General features: G+C 60.2%; 12 protein-coding genes. 9 read left to right on the plus strand and 3 right to left on the minus strand.

Annotated elements, in window-relative coordinates; all coding sequences use genetic code 11:
• Positions 1 to 28 precede the first annotated feature (28 nt).
• From L861_RS17495 to L861_RS17520, 6 genes are all read left to right on the plus strand, one after another.
• Entirely contained in the window at positions 29 to 655 is a 627-nt protein-coding gene (locus tag L861_RS17495; protein WP_016417975.1) for an NUDIX domain-containing protein, read from the plus strand.
• Between the two features lie 4 nt (positions 656 to 659).
• Positions 660 to 1,106, plus strand: a complete 447-nt coding sequence (locus L861_RS17500) for a DUF1249 domain-containing protein (protein ID WP_016417976.1) — start codon at positions 660 to 662, stop codon at positions 1,104 to 1,106.
• A 243-nt stretch (positions 1,107 to 1,349) separates the two neighbouring features.
• Positions 1,350 to 2,084: a phosphodiesterase gene (locus L861_RS17505; protein ID WP_016417977.1), complete on the plus strand. Its 735-nt coding sequence runs from the start codon at positions 1,350 to 1,352 to the stop codon at positions 2,082 to 2,084.
• 186 nt (positions 2,085 to 2,270) lie between these two features.
• Positions 2,271 to 3,182, plus strand: coding sequence for a sulfate adenylyltransferase subunit CysD (gene cysD, locus L861_RS17510; protein WP_016417978.1), 912 nt, complete (start codon positions 2,271 to 2,273; stop codon positions 3,180 to 3,182).
• 182 nt (positions 3,183 to 3,364) lie between these two features.
• Positions 3,365 to 4,792 (plus strand): sulfate adenylyltransferase subunit CysN, encoded by a 1,428-nt coding sequence (cysN, locus tag L861_RS17515; protein ID WP_016417979.1) that lies wholly within the window; start codon positions 3,365 to 3,367, stop codon positions 4,790 to 4,792.
• 276 nt (positions 4,793 to 5,068) lie between these two features.
• Entirely contained in the window at positions 5,069 to 5,743 is a 675-nt protein-coding gene (locus L861_RS17520; RefSeq protein WP_016417980.1) for a zinc metallopeptidase, read from the plus strand.
• 188 nt (positions 5,744 to 5,931) lie between these two features.
• Here L861_RS17520 and cmoB read toward each other — a convergent pair whose 3' ends face one another.
• The 3 genes from cmoB to cmoA form a co-directional block, all read right to left on the minus strand.
• Entirely contained in the window at positions 5,932 to 6,915 is a 984-nt protein-coding gene (gene cmoB, locus L861_RS17525; RefSeq protein WP_016417981.1) for a tRNA 5-methoxyuridine(34)/uridine 5-oxyacetic acid(34) synthase CmoB, read from the minus strand.
• A 147-nt stretch (positions 6,916 to 7,062) separates the two neighbouring features.
• Positions 7,063 to 8,493, minus strand: a complete 1,431-nt coding sequence (locus L861_RS17530) for a phospholipase D-like domain-containing protein (protein WP_016417982.1) — start codon at positions 8,491 to 8,493, stop codon at positions 7,063 to 7,065.
• Positions 8,494 to 8,523: 30 nt separating this feature from the next.
• On the minus strand, positions 8,524 to 9,264 hold the full coding sequence (gene cmoA, locus L861_RS17535) for a carboxy-S-adenosyl-L-methionine synthase CmoA (protein ID WP_027947873.1): 741 nt from the start codon (positions 9,262 to 9,264) through the stop codon (positions 8,524 to 8,526).
• A gap of 91 nt (positions 9,265 to 9,355) precedes the next feature.
• On the opposite strand from cmoA, the gene pgi reads away from it, so the two are divergent.
• From pgi to parE, 3 genes are read left to right on the plus strand one after another with little or no spacing between them, the layout of a single operon-like run.
• Positions 9,356 to 11,050 (plus strand): glucose-6-phosphate isomerase, encoded by a 1,695-nt coding sequence (pgi, locus tag L861_RS17540; protein WP_016417984.1) that lies wholly within the window; start codon positions 9,356 to 9,358, stop codon positions 11,048 to 11,050.
• A 28-nt stretch (positions 11,051 to 11,078) separates the two neighbouring features.
• Positions 11,079 to 11,732: a YqiA/YcfP family alpha/beta fold hydrolase gene (locus tag L861_RS17545; RefSeq protein ID WP_016417985.1), complete on the plus strand. Its 654-nt coding sequence runs from the start codon at positions 11,079 to 11,081 to the stop codon at positions 11,730 to 11,732.
• Positions 11,729 to 13,609: a DNA topoisomerase IV subunit B gene (gene parE, locus L861_RS17550; protein ID WP_016417986.1), complete on the plus strand. Its 1,881-nt coding sequence runs from the start codon at positions 11,729 to 11,731 to the stop codon at positions 13,607 to 13,609. The genes L861_RS17545 and parE overlap by 4 nt, the downstream gene beginning before the upstream one ends.
• The last annotated feature ends 63 nt before the right edge of the window (positions 13,610 to 13,672 follow it).

A 13,672-nucleotide genomic window follows, 5' to 3' on the forward strand; every position in this document is an offset into this window, starting at 1 on the left:
GGCATCTTTGACATGATCCGGAGGCACCATGGATGAACCGTCGCTACCGCCTGTGCCTTTCTCGGCCGCGGATGTCGAGCGTATCGAAGACGAATGTCTGTATCAGGGGTTCTTCAGGCTCGAGCGCCGGCGTTTGCGTCATCGGTTGTTCGAAGGCGGCTGGAGCCACGAGGTAGTACGCGAGGTCCATCTGCGCCATGATGCTGTGGGAGTGCTGCTCTATGATCCGGAGCGCGACAAGGTGGTGCTGGTAGAGCAGATCCGTGCCGGAGCCCTCGACGATCCCGAGAGTCCCTGGAAAATCGAGATCGTCGCCGGCCTGATCGAAGCCGGTGAGGATCCCGTTTCCGTGGCGCACCGCGAGGCGCATGAGGAAGCCGGCTGCGAGATAGTGGAGCTCATCGAGTTGCACACCTATTATCCGAGTCCCGGCGCTTGCAATGAACGGGTCACGCTGTATTGCGGTCTGGTCGACAGTCGTGGATTGGGCGGCGTGCATGGTCTGGACGAAGAGCATGAGGATATCCGGGTTCATGTGCTAGGGTTTCTCAAAGCTTGGGAACTTCTGGAGTCCGGTAAACTCGACAACGCCATGTGCCTGATCGCCTTCCATTGGTTGGCGCGCGAACGGGCCTCACTGCGAGCAAGGAGGTAACTCTGTGGCCAAGACCGCTTACGTCACCGACCTCAAGAGCCTGCAAGGCGAGTGTAGTGCCAACTACCTGCGCCTGACGCGGCTGCTCGGGGATCTCGAGGCCGGCGAAGTGCGCGAAGTGGCCCTCAAGGGGCGTGAGATGCGCTTTGGCTCGCTGTGGCTCGAAGTGCTCGAGCGTGCGCCTTACACCACCATCGTCCGTGTATCGCAGTCCGGTGTGCTGGACGCTATCATCGAGCCGCTGCGCATGCGCGTGCACCTGTACCACGATGTGCGCATGGCGGAGGTCACCGATTTCCAGCGGCAACGTCATTTCGATGGTCGCTACCGCTACCCCAATGCGCGGATGCACCAACCTGATGAAAAGCTGCAGTTGAATCGCTTCTTGGGCGAATGGTTGGAGTATGGCCTGGCGCATGGGCATTCCTTGGATATTCCTGCTCTCCGCTAAAGAAACACCGCATAAATGTCTGCGCAGGCAAATCGCTGCGTTGCGCGGTGCTGGTGCGCCAGCCCGGTCGGAATCCTCACCTATACCCCATAGGCTCCGGTTGACTCGAAACCTGCGGTTTCTCGCCCCTCCGGGGCCATCCTTCGGATGTTTGTCGCTGCGCTCGGTTCTGTGCTCCGTGTGCCTTGCGCTTTACACTGCTCGTCGATTTCTTCGTCGTTTCTCCAAGGGATTTTTATTGTGATGCGACTGATTCAGATAACGGACTGCCATCTGCATGCCGATCCCGAGGCGCGCTCGCGAGTTGGCTTTCCCTTGCGTCAGCTACAGGCAGTGATCGAACATGCGCGTCGCCAGCGCCCGGACATATTGCTGGTGACTGGTGACGTCAGCGAGGATGAAACGCCGCTTTCCTACCGTCATGCGGTGGAGGCTTTCTCTTCCCTGGAGTGCCCATGGTTCTGGTTGCCGGGCAACCACGACCTCCCGCAGTGCATGGCCGAGCAGCGCGAGATCCTCGATGACATCGATCTTGGCGATTGGCGTTTGCTGGTGCTCGATACTCAAGTCAGCGGTCAGCCGCATGGCGAACTTGGGCAAGCCCAGTTGCAGACACTTGCCGAGCGTCTGGAAGAGGATGACAAACCGACATTGCTGGCCATGCACCACCCTCCCGTGGAGGTGGGCTCGGTCTGGATGGATGCCATTGGGCTTCAGGATCGTGAGGCGTTATGGCAGACACTTGCCGCTTATGGCCAAGTACGTGCCATCCTGTTTGGTCATATTCATCAGGCCTTCGCCAGCCGCCATTCGCTGCAGGAAGGGGAGGTTGCCGTCTACGGCTGTCCATCGACGACTGACCAGTTCTTGGCGGGCTCACCCGAATTCGCGATCGACGAAGCTTCGCGTCCAGGCTATCGGGTCATCGACCTGAAGGGCAAGACGTTGACCACGTGGGTGGAGCGCGTCAACTTATGACCTTGATATTCCTTATAAGGCTAAAAAGATAGTTCTTAATTCTTTGACGTTATCATAACCGTCTCAGTACCCTAACCTCCATGATGTTGCCGAGGTGTGCCCGAGCGTGCACCCGCAAGATATCGTGTTCACCGTGCTGCCGCGCATTGCGGCATGCCCAAGATCATGAGAGGTTGCCAAGCCGCGATGCTTTCTCCCGAGCGACAGACTCACCTCAAGCAGTTGGAAGCGGAGTCGATTCATATCATCCGCGAAGTCGCTGCCGAGTTCCGTAATCCCGTCATGCTGTACTCCATCGGCAAGGATTCCTCGGTGATGCTGCACCTGGCGCGCAAGGCCTTCTATCCCGGCACGCCGCCGTTCCCGTTGATGCACGTCAACACCACCTGGAAGTTCCGCGAGATGATCGAGTTCCGCAACCGCATGGCGGCGGAGGTGGGCATGGAACTGATCGAGCACATCAATCAGGAAGGCGTGGCGGCGGGCATCAACCCCTTCGACCACGGCAGCGCCAAGTACACCGACATCATGAAGACCCAGGCGCTCAAGCAGGCGCTGGACCAGCACGGCTTCGATGCCGCCTTCGGCGGGGCGCGGCGCGACGAGGAAGCCTCACGGGCCAAGGAGCGGGTCTACTCGTTCCGTGACAAGTATCACCGCTGGGACCCCAAGAACCAGCGCCCGGAGCTGTGGAACGTCTACAACGCCAAGGTCAACAAGGGCGAGTCGATCCGCGTGTTCCCGCTCTCCAACTGGACCGAGCTGGATATCTGGCAGTACATCTACCTCGAGTCGATCCCCATCGTGCCGCTGTACTACGCCGCGCCGCGCCCGGTGGTCGAGCGCGACGGCATGCAGATCATGGTCGACGACGAGCGCCTGCCGCTGGAACCGGGCGAGGTGCCGGAGGAGAAGTGGGTGCGCTTCCGCACGCTGGGCTGCTACCCGCTGACCGGGGCGGTGGAATCCAAGGCTGCCACGCTGCCCGAGATCATCCAGGAGATGCTGCTCACACGGACCAGCGAACGCTCCGGCCGCGCCATCGACCATGACCAGGCTGGGTCGATGGAGAAGAAAAAGCGCGAAGGGTACTTCTGAGCTACGAGCTACGAGCTACGAGCTATGAGCTATGAGCTATGAGCTGGATATTGAGACTCGTAGCCTCCGAGAAGCACTCGCCATTAACGATACCCGCCAAACATGAAGAGAGCACGGCCTGCTCGTAGCCCGCCGCTCGGAGCTCGCAGCGCTCGTGTTCTTCACCAGGATGGAGAAAACCTGTGTCACACCAATCAGCCCTTATCTCGGAAAACATCGAAGCCTACCTCCAGGAACACGAGAACAAGGACCTGCTGCGCTTCATCACCTGTGGCAGTGTCGACGACGGCAAGTCGACGCTGATCGGGCGGTTGCTGCACGATTCGAAGATGATCTACGAGGATCAGCTCGCCGCCATCACCCAGGCCTCGAAGACCAGCGGCACCACCGGCGATGCCGTGGACCTGGCCTTGCTGGTCGATGGGCTGCAGTCGGAGCGTGAGCAGGGCATCACCATCGATGTTGCCTACCGCTTCTTCTCCACCGACAAGCGCAAGTTCATCATCGCCGACACCCCGGGGCACGAGCAGTACACGCGTAACATGGCCACCGGGGCCTCGACGGCGAGCCTGGCGGTGATCCTGATCGACGCGCGCTACGGGGTACAGACCCAGACCCGGCGGCACAGCTTCATCGCCGACCTGCTGGGTATCCAGCACCTGGTGATCGCGGTCAACAAGATGGACCTGGTCGACTTCTCGCACGACCGTTTCGACGAGATCGTCGCCGACTACCGGGCCTTTGCCGAGAACCTCAATGCCCGCGATATCCGCTTCGTGCCGATGTCGGCGCTGGAAGGCGATAACGTGGTCAACCCGAGCGAGCGTACCCCTTGGTATGAGGGCCCGGCGTTGCTCGAACTGCTGGAAACGGTGGAGATCGCTCACGACAGCAACCTTCGCGACTTGCGTTTGCCGGTGCAGTACGTCAACCGGCCCAATCTGGACTTCCGCGGCTACTGCGGCACGCTGGCCGCCGGTATCCTGCGCCCGGGCCAGGCGGTCAAGGCCTTGCCGTCGGGCAAGCGTTCGACGGTCGAACGCATCGTCACCTACGACGGTGACCTGGAAGCCGCCTATCCGGGGCAGGCGATCACCGTGACATTGCACGATGAGATCGACATCTCGCGTGGCGACTGGCTGGTCGCGGCCAATGCCGAGGTGCCGCTATCCAATGCCTTCACGGCCGATATCGTGTGGATGCACGACACGGCCCTGGAACCCGGCAAGCTCTATGACTTCAAGCTGGCGACCCGCGACCTGTCCGGCGAGATCCGTGCCATCGACTACCAGATCGATGTCAACACCCTGGAGCGGCATCCCACGGATTCGCTGGCGCTGAATGCCATCGCCCATTGCGAGGTCGAGCTGACCGCCGAGATCCCGCTAGACGATTACCGCAAAAGCCCGGGGACCGGCAGTTTCATCGTCGTCGACCGCCTGACCAACGTGACGGTGGGGGCGGGGATGATCCGCGGTGCGACCCAGGCCTCAGACGGCAAGCGTGAGCAGGTCGACTGGCAAGCCTTCGAGGTCGAGCTGAACGCCCTGATTCGCAAGCATTTCCCGCACTGGGAAGCCAAGGATGTACGCGACCTGCTGAAGCGTTAAGGTTTGTCTGAAAACTGCCTGCGCTCGCCCATACGGCGTTAAAAATCAGCTCGTGCGCGAGTCCGATCAAAATGCTCATTTACAACCACGTAGACTCCGCTTTTTCGCTGATTTTTGCCTTGTCTGGCCATCGCTCGACGACTTTTCAGACGAAACCTAAGGTTTAGCTGCCATTGCCACATCCGCAGCCCCGGGATCGTGAGATCCCGGGGCTGCTGTCTTGAACCTTGGGAGCTACTCTGAGTCGGAGTTGCCAGGGACGAGGTTCATCTCATCATGATTATCATCGCTGTCATTGTGCTGCTGTTGCTGTTCATCCTGCCGAATGTCTGGGCCAAGTGGGTGCTTCAACGATACTCCCGCCCACGTGATGACTATCCAGGCTCCGGCGGTGAGCTGGCCAGGCATCTGGTCGAGCGCTTGGGTCTGGAAGGCGTGACAGTGGAGGTTACCGAGCACGGTGACCACTACGATCCCACTTCGCGCAAGGTGCGCCTTTCCGCAGAGAATTTCGAGGGACGCTCGCTGACGGCGGTGACCGTGGCTGCCCATGAGGTGGGACATGCGATCCAGCATCATCATGGCTATCAGCCACTGCTGATGCGCACCCGCCTGGTGGGGATCGCGCAGAGTGCAGAGAAGTTGGGTGCCGGCTTGATGATGGCCGCACCGTTGCTGTTCCTGCTCGCCCGTACACCAGGTGGCACGGTATTGATGGTGATGGCTGCTGTCCTCAGTTTCGGTACCGCGGCGCTAGTGCATCTGATCACCCTGCCGGTCGAGTTCGATGCCAGCTATCAGCGCGCCTTGCCACTGCTTAAGGGGTATCTCCCACCTTACGACATGCCGGCCGCTCGCCACTTGCTCACCGCCTGTGCCTTCACCTATGTGGCCGCATCGCTGGCCAGCATCCTCAGTCTGGGCAGATGGCTGGTGATTCTGCGGCGCTGACATGGGGCGCCTACGGCGCCAATCGCGCAGAAGATCTGTGCTCCCACGAGGATTGGGCGGTCTTGCCTAAGTGTTGGGAACGAAGCCGGCCTGGCGGCCGGATCGCGCAGAGAATCTGCGCTCCCACCAGAGGGCGACTTACCGGGAGGGGGGGCAGCTTGTTGCGCGATAGGGGGTGGTCTTGACGGTCAGGGCTTGTTGGCCACCAGCACCGCGCGTCGCGGCGCGGGGTATCCCTCCAGGGTGCGGCTGCGGTCCTCGGGGTCGAGGAAGTCGGCCAGTGACTGGAAGGTCATCCATTGTGTCGCGCGTTGCTCGTCCAGGCTAGTGACCGCTTCATCCACTACCCGTACGTTATCGAAGCCGCAGCGTGTCAACCATTGGCTCAGTGCGCTAGACGAGGGCAGGAAATAGACATTGGGCATCGCCGCGTAGCGTTCCCCAGGCAGCAGTACGGTGGTTTCATCGCCATCCACTACCAGTGTCTCCAGCACCAGTTCACCACCCGGGCGCAGGGCGTCCTTGAGTTGTTGGATATGCTCCAGCGGCGATGGGCGATGGTAGAGCACGCCCATTGAGAATACCGTATCGAAGGCCTCGAGCTTGGCGGGCACGTCTTCGATGCCCACCGGCAGGAAGTGTGTGCATCCGCCATCGGCATCGCCCACGAAGTGACGCACCGCATGAAATTGATAGTAGAAGCGTGGTGAGGGGTCGATGACCAGCACGAAGGCAGCACCGGCACCGGCCATTCGCCAGGCGTGGTAGCCGCTGCCGCCACCCACGTCGAGGACCCGACGGCCCGGGAGCGGAGAGAGGTGCGGAGCGACTCGCTGCCATTTCCAGTCCGAACGCCACTCGGTGTCAATATGAATTCCACCCAGTGAATAGGGGCCTTTGCGCCATGGAGCGAGCTTGCGCAGCAGGTTCTCGCTCTGGCGACGCTGGGCATCGCTCAACGGTAGCTCCACCGTGACAGTATCGTGATCGAGCCACACTTGTCTCTCGGTAGGTAGTGCCGGCAGCTTGGCAACTGCTTTCTCCCAGGCCGGCAGGTCACCGTAACGCTTGCGGTCGAGGCCCCGTGCCAGTTGCTCGGGCAGCCTGGACAGCCAGGTATCGAGGCCCTGATCGACGAAGGCGTGGTAGAGGTCGCGATGAGAAGACTTCATTCTTACCTAGGCATGTGCTGAAAACGTAACGAGCGCAGGCAGGTCGGTTACCGCCGAAGCGCAGGGACCGCAGTGTACATGAGAGTACATGAGGATGCCGAGCATCGCCGGTGGCCGAGATGCCAAGCGCAGTAGTTTTCAGCCTGCCTAGAATGTTGACCAGCCGGTGGCTTCCAGCCACCGATACCGCCAGTAACGCCAACGCGATGGGTCGGCATGGACATCGAACGATAGGCTGAATTGCTCGCCGTCATGGTTATGCCAGTGGCGCTCGAAGGTGGCCTGGAAATCCAGAATGATGGGATGATCCTGGGCGGCATCGAGCTGTACATCGGCTTCCAAGTTAAGATCGTTGAGACTGCGGCGGGTGAAATTGGCTGAGCCGAGTAGCAATTCGGCCGGACGAGAACCACCGCTTCTCAGTAGTACCTTGCTATGCGCCTGTTCGCCGCGGGTATCGTACCAACGAATGGGGACTCCTGCCTGGTGTAGTTCATAAGCTGCCTGGCGATTGGGAATGCCGGGGCTCTTGTGGCCGAAGTGTGTCTCGTTGGGATCGAGCAGCAGGCGGATCGCGACGCCCCGCCGCTGAGCGCTCATTAGAGCCCGAATCACGTCGCGATGGGACAGAAACAGCACCGCGATATCCAGTCGCTCGCCGCCACGCGCGTGGCGGATGATATCCAACAGAGCACGGCGAATGGCACCTTCGGTCAAGACCCTGAACCGTGGCAGGCATGAGGGCTCATTGGTAGTGGGCAAAGGTGTGGGATAGGAGCCGAGAGAGGATAACCCCGACCATTCTGCCAAGGCCAATTCCGAGGCAAGCAGGTCGAGGGCGGCTGGGCCGGCAAAGCGTATGGCGGCGTCGAGGTAATCGCTACTGCCGTCGTCGACATTGGAGGAACTGACCATGGCGATCCAGTCGTCGCCATGATCCACCACCAATGTCTTGCGGTGGTTGGCGTTGAAGTTGAGCGTTGCCAGATAGCTGCGCAAAGACACCTTGCCCGGCCCCAGTGGGTTGGGCAACCAGCCGTGACGGGACGTGTTGCCCAGCCAATAGAAAACCAATCTCCACAGGGCGGACCAGGACGGGTTGGGATCACGGCTCCTCGTCAGATCAGTGATCACGACCCGGATGCCGGCTTGTCGCATAGCATCGAAATGTGGCGTTGCGCGACCACCATAGACGCTATTGATGGGGTCGGTGATCAGTATGATTTCGAGATCGGGCACTTCGGCCTTGCGACGTAGTAGTGCATCGCGCAGTTGCTGGGCCAGCGGGCGGTAGCAGTCGTGATTTTCCCCGGGAACATTGAATTGGAAGATATCGAGTACCACCAGGCGCTGGGCCTGGGCGATCAGGCGGAAGATCTCGTCGAAAATTGCCTGGCGGCAGTGCCATTCACCTTGAATGTCGCGATAGCTTTCATCGATCAGTAGACGCAGGTCGTGAGCTTCCCGCCAGGGAGATGTCATGCCCAGACCGGGGGGCAAGGGTTTGTGGCTATGCCACCAGCCGGTGGCCAGCAAAACGGCCAACAGCACAACGATCACACTGATGGTCAGTGCCACTCAGTATCTCCATCGCCATTTAAGACAAGCCTAGTTCTTGAAGGCGATCAACGAGGCAAAGTTCAAATACTGAAACCACGTCTGGCTGCGTGGAAAGCCGGCGCGGGCGAGGCGCGCATGATGGGCCTCGAGGGTATCGGGGATTAGCACGTTTTCCAGCGCGGTGCGTTTCTGGCTGATTTCCAGTTCGCTGTAGCCGTTGGCGCGCTTGAAGTCATGATAGCGTTCCACCAGCCAGGCATTTTCTTCTTCGTCGGCAGCGACGATCTTCTCGGACAACACCAGCACGCCACCAGGTTCGAGTGCTTCATAGAGTTTTTCGATCACGGCATCACGATCTGATGGAGCCAGGAACTGCAGCGTGAAATTGAGCACGATCATGCCTGATGCTCGATAGTTGAAATGGCGGATATCGCCTTCTACCACCTCGATGGCATGATGGGGGCACTCTTGGGCGAAGGTGGTACGGGCACGCTCGACCATGGCGGGCGACAAGTCCACGCCGGTAAGCGTGAAAGCCTCCGGCGACAGGCGGCCAGCCAAGGCTAGGCCCACTGCGCCGAGTGAACAACCCAGATCGTAGACATGCGCGCCATGGCGCAGATGGCGTGCTGCGATCACGCCCAGCATGCCGAGTATCTGGCCATAGCCGGGAACCGAGCGGCGAATCATGTCGGGAAAGCAGGCCACGACCTGCTCATCGAAGGAGAAACTCGCTACGCGGTCCAAGGGTGTCGAAAAGATCGCGTCACGGTAAGATGCGTCATTCATGGCATTTGATATGGAATCGGGCCGAAATGGCGTCATTTTACGCCTCGTGCCGCTTGACTGCACGAGGTACCTGTTCAGGGAGAGAGTGACCATGAGCATGAGTGCCACTATCGACCAGCGTCCCGCCTGGCGCGCATTGCAATCCCATGCCGAGGAAATGCGCAATGTTCATCTGCGCGAACTGTTCGCCGAACAGCCGGGACGTTTTGCCCACTTTCAACGGCAGGCAGCGGGCCTTGCGCTGGATCTGTCGAAGCAGCGCTGGAGGCCGAAGACGTTCGAGCTGTTGCTGGATCTGGCACGCGAGGCCGAAGTGCCGAGGGCTATAGAAGACCTGCTCTCGGGGGAACGGGTAAATCGCAGCGAAGACCGGCCGGCCCTGCATACTGCCCTACGCTTACCGGCGGATGCCAGCCTCGTCGTCGATGGCGAGGATCTGGTGCCAGGGGTGCACCGCTCACTTGCGCGCATGACAACGATGGTCGAGAAGTTTCACGCCGGCCAGTGGCGGGGTACCACCGGCCAGCCCATTCGCGATGTCGTCAATCTCGGTGTTGGTGGGTCAGACCTCGGGCCACTAATGGTCACCCATGCACTGGCCGACTACCGGCCGGCCGGTGCATACGAGATCAATGTGCACTTTGCCTCGACCATGGACGGCTCACAGCTTGCCGATTACCTGTCACGGTTCAATCCTGAAACGACACTTTTCGTACTGTCGTCGAAGTCCTTCACCACTATCGACACGCTGTCCAATGCGCAGACGGCACGTGACTGGTTATTGTCACGGCTGGGCGATGCCGAGCGTGAGCTCGCCGTCGAGGTCGATCGCGACCTGGTGATGCGTCAGCACTTCATCGGTGTTTCCGCAAGTCCCAAGAAAATGGCAGAGTGGGGCATCGCCGAAGCCAATCAGCTGGAATTCTGGGACTGGGTCGGTGGTCGCTATTCGTTATGGGGGGCCATTGGTCTACCCATTGCCTTGGTGATTGGCATGGAGGGGTTCCGGGAACTGTTGGCCGGCGCCCATGACATGGATCGCCATTTTCGTGAAGCGCCGCTCGAGGACAATCTGCCAGTGCTGTTGGCATTGGCTGGTATCTGGAATGTCAACTTTCTGGACATTCGGGCACATTCGATTCTGCCCTACGATGGTCGCCTGGAGTATTTCTCGAGCTACCTCGAGCAGTTGGAAATGGAATCCAATGGCAAGTCGGTGACTCATGACGGTCAGGACGCCTCGTATTCCACCTGTCCCGTGCTATGGGGCCAACTCGGCCCCAACGCCCAGCATGCTTTCTATCAGTTGTTGCATCAGGGAACCCAGGCGGTGGAGTGTGATTTCATCGCCCCTCTCAGGCGTTACGACGATGTGACCGACGCCGCAACCCGGACACACCTGATGAATCAGCATCGCCTGACATTGGCTAACTGTTTCGCCCAATCGCGTGTGTTGATGCTGGGTGATGACGCCATCGATGAGCCAGGTGAACGCCCCAGCCATAAACGGTATCGAGGCAATCAGCCCTCGACGACCCTGCTGCTCGATCGCTTGACACCTCGGACGCTGGGCGCTTTGATCGCGCTCTACGAACACAAGGTATTCGTTCAGGCCACCATTTGGGATATCAACCCCTTCGATCAGTGGGGCGTGGAACTGGGCAAGCAGATTGCCGGCGAAACAGAGCGTATCCTCGCTTCGCATCAGGGGATCGAAACCATGGACGATTCCACCCGAGGGTTGATCGAGGCACTGTGGCGTACCGAAGAAGCCAAGGGTTCTTGATGCTGGCTATTCATACAGGGGGTGCGTTATGCTGAGTGCCAGCCGGCCCGCTGAGCGGGCCGTGGCCAGTGGCGTACTTTACCTGCATGGTTTCAACAGCGGAAGCCGCTCGCCCAAGGCGCGTTTGATGCAATTGGCTTGCCAGCAGTCGGACAGTGGAACGCTGCCTTGCGAGACCCCCCAGTTGCCGCACCGCCCATCGGCAGCCTATCGGCTGGCCGAGGAGCGGCTCGCGATGTTGGGCTCCAGGCCCTTGGTAGTCGGCAGTTCCATGGGAGGGTTCCTGGCGACTTGCCTTGCCGAGCGGCACGACCTGGAAGCAGTGCTCATCAACCCGGCGGTGCGTCCGGCACGCCTAGTCGAAAGCTGGCTGGGTCAAGGGTTCGTGAACGAGTACACCGGGGAGCGATTTACCGTGAAGGCTGCGCATCGCAACGAACTCGCAGACTTGACTCCCGAGCGTGTGACGCCCGAGCGCTATCTACTGTTGCTTGGGACCCGCGACGAGACGCTGGACTGCCGTGATGCCTTCGCGGCCTACCAAGGATGTCGTACCATCCTGCAGCCCGGTGGCGACCACGGTTTCAGTGCCTTGGCTGACTATTTGCCAGCGATTCTGGCTCACGGGGGGTGGCGATTGGCCCCTGGACGAATAACCGCTATCAATCTGGACGACGCATGACGCAATATAGTGCCAGCTCCATTGAGGTTCTTTCCGGACTCGAACCGGTGCGCAAGCGCCCCGGTATGTACACCGACACCAGCCGACCCAACCATCTAGCCCAGGAAGTCATCGACAATAGCGTCGACGAGGCACTGGGAGAATACGCCAGTGAGATAGTCGTGCGCCTGCTCGACGATGGCGGCATCGAGGTAACGGACGATGGCCGCGGGATGCCGATCGACGTGCACCCCGAGCATGGGGTAACCGGTATCGAGCTGATCCTGACCAAGCTGCATGCTGGTGGCAAATTCTCGCAGTCCAGCTACCACTTCTCCGGCGGTCTGCATGGGGTAGGGGTCTCGGTGGTCAATGCCTTGTCGAAACGCCTGGAAGTCGAAGTTTGCCGCGACGGCAACCGCTATGCCATGGCCTTCGAGAATGGTGACAAGGTCTCGGAGTTGGCAGTGATCGGGTCCTGCACCAAGCGTGCTACCGGGACAGTGGTCAGATTCTGGCCGGATGTCAGTTACTTCGATAGCCCCAGGCTGTCGATGCCACGGCTGAAACATCTGCTACGGGCCAAGGCCGTGTTGTGTCCCGGTCTCAAGGTCGCCTTGATCGAAGCCGATGGGGCGGAAAGTGTCTGGCAATATGAAGATGGCCTACGCGATTATCTGGCGCAGGCCACCGACGGTTTCGAGGTGTTGCCGGCGTCTCCCTTCGTGGGGCACTTCGCCGATGAGGAGCAAGGCGTGGACTGGGCTATCCAGTGGCTGCCGGAAGGTGGCGAGCCGCTGATGGAGAGTTATGTCAACCTGATCCCCACGCCGCTTGGTGGCACCCATGTCAATGGCCTTCGTTCTGGCTTGCTCGAAGCGCTGCGCGAATTCTGCGATTACCGCAGTCTGCTGCCGCGTGGCGTCAAGCTGACCGCCGATGATCTCTGGGAACGGGTCTCGTATGTCTTGTCGGTGAAAATGCTCGATCCGCAGTTCGCTGGTCAGACCAAGGAGCGTCTATCGTCGCGCACCGTGGCTGGTTTCGTCTCCGGCGTGGTGAAGGACGCTTTTTCGCTGTGGCTCAATCACCACGTCGACCAAGGCGAGGCGCTTGCCGAGATGGTGATCAGCGCCGCCCAACGACGCCAGAAAAGCTCGAAAAAGGTAGCGCGTAAGAAGGTGACGTCGGGGCCGGCACTGCCCGGAAAGTTGGCGGACTGCTCCGGCCAGGATCCAGTGGCGGGTGAGCTGTTTCTGGTCGAGGGGGACTCGGCGGGTGGTAGCGCCAAGCAGGCCCGCGATCGCGAAACTCAAGCGATCCTGCCGCTGCGGGGCAAGATCCTCAACACCTGGGAAGTCGAATCACATGACATATACGGCTCCCAGGAAGTTCACGACATCGCCGTGGCCATCGGGATCGATCCGGGCAGTGACGATCTTTCCAAGCTGCGATATCACAAGGTCTGCATCCTCGCTGATGCCGACTCCGATGGTCTGCATATCGCCACTTTGTTGTGCGCCTTGTTCGTGCGCCACTTTCCGGCACTGGTCGATGCTGGCCATGTATTCGTTGCCATGCCACCGCTGTATCGCATCGACCTCGGGAAGGAGGTTTTTTACGCTCTCGACGAGAGTGAGAAGGCGGCGATTCTCAAGCGTCTGGAAGGCAAGCGCGGCACCCCCAACGTACAACGCTTCAAGGGCTTGGGCGAGATGAGCCCGCTGCAACTGCGTGAGACCACCATGGCTTCCGATACACGGCGCCTGGTGCAACTCACCCGCGAGGAAGGTGACGGTACCGGCGAGATGCTGGACATGTTGCTGGCCAAGAAGCGTGCCGCCGACCGCAAGAGTTGGTTGGAGGATTACGGTAACTTGGCCGATATCGAAGTCTGACCCGGCTTCGCCGGGAGCTTTAAGCCGTAAGCTGTAAGAAAAGCAAACCTTTCATGGGGTTAC

This window comes from Litchfieldella anticariensis FP35 = DSM 16096 (assembly GCF_000409775.1).
In the GTDB taxonomy this organism is placed as follows: domain Bacteria; phylum Pseudomonadota; class Gammaproteobacteria; order Pseudomonadales; family Halomonadaceae; genus Litchfieldella; species Litchfieldella anticariensis.

Excerpts from the sequence above, each read along its gene's own strand:
- L861_RS17495 (WP_016417975.1), top strand. The coding sequence starts at position 29 with ATGGATGAACCGTCGCTACCGCCTGTGCCTTTCTCGGCCGCGGATGTC.
- L861_RS17505 (WP_016417977.1), top strand. The coding sequence starts at position 1,350 with ATGCGACTGATTCAGATAACGGACTGCCATCTGCATGCCGATCCCGAG.
- cysD (WP_016417978.1), top strand. The coding sequence starts at position 2,271 with ATGCTTTCTCCCGAGCGACAGACTCACCTCAAGCAGTTGGAAGCGGAG.
- L861_RS17520 (WP_016417980.1), top strand. The coding sequence starts at position 5,069 with ATGATTATCATCGCTGTCATTGTGCTGCTGTTGCTGTTCATCCTGCCG.
- cmoB (WP_016417981.1), bottom strand. The coding sequence starts at position 6,915 with ATGAAGTCTTCTCATCGCGACCTCTACCACGCCTTCGTCGATCAGGGC.
- cmoA (WP_027947873.1), bottom strand. The coding sequence starts at position 9,264 with ATGAATGACGCATCTTACCGTGACGCGATCTTTTCGACACCCTTGGAC.
- pgi (WP_016417984.1), top strand. The coding sequence starts at position 9,356 with ATGAGCATGAGTGCCACTATCGACCAGCGTCCCGCCTGGCGCGCATTG.
- L861_RS17545 (WP_016417985.1), top strand. The coding sequence starts at position 11,079 with ATGCTGAGTGCCAGCCGGCCCGCTGAGCGGGCCGTGGCCAGTGGCGTA.
- parE (WP_016417986.1), top strand. The coding sequence starts at position 11,729 with ATGACGCAATATAGTGCCAGCTCCATTGAGGTTCTTTCCGGACTCGAA.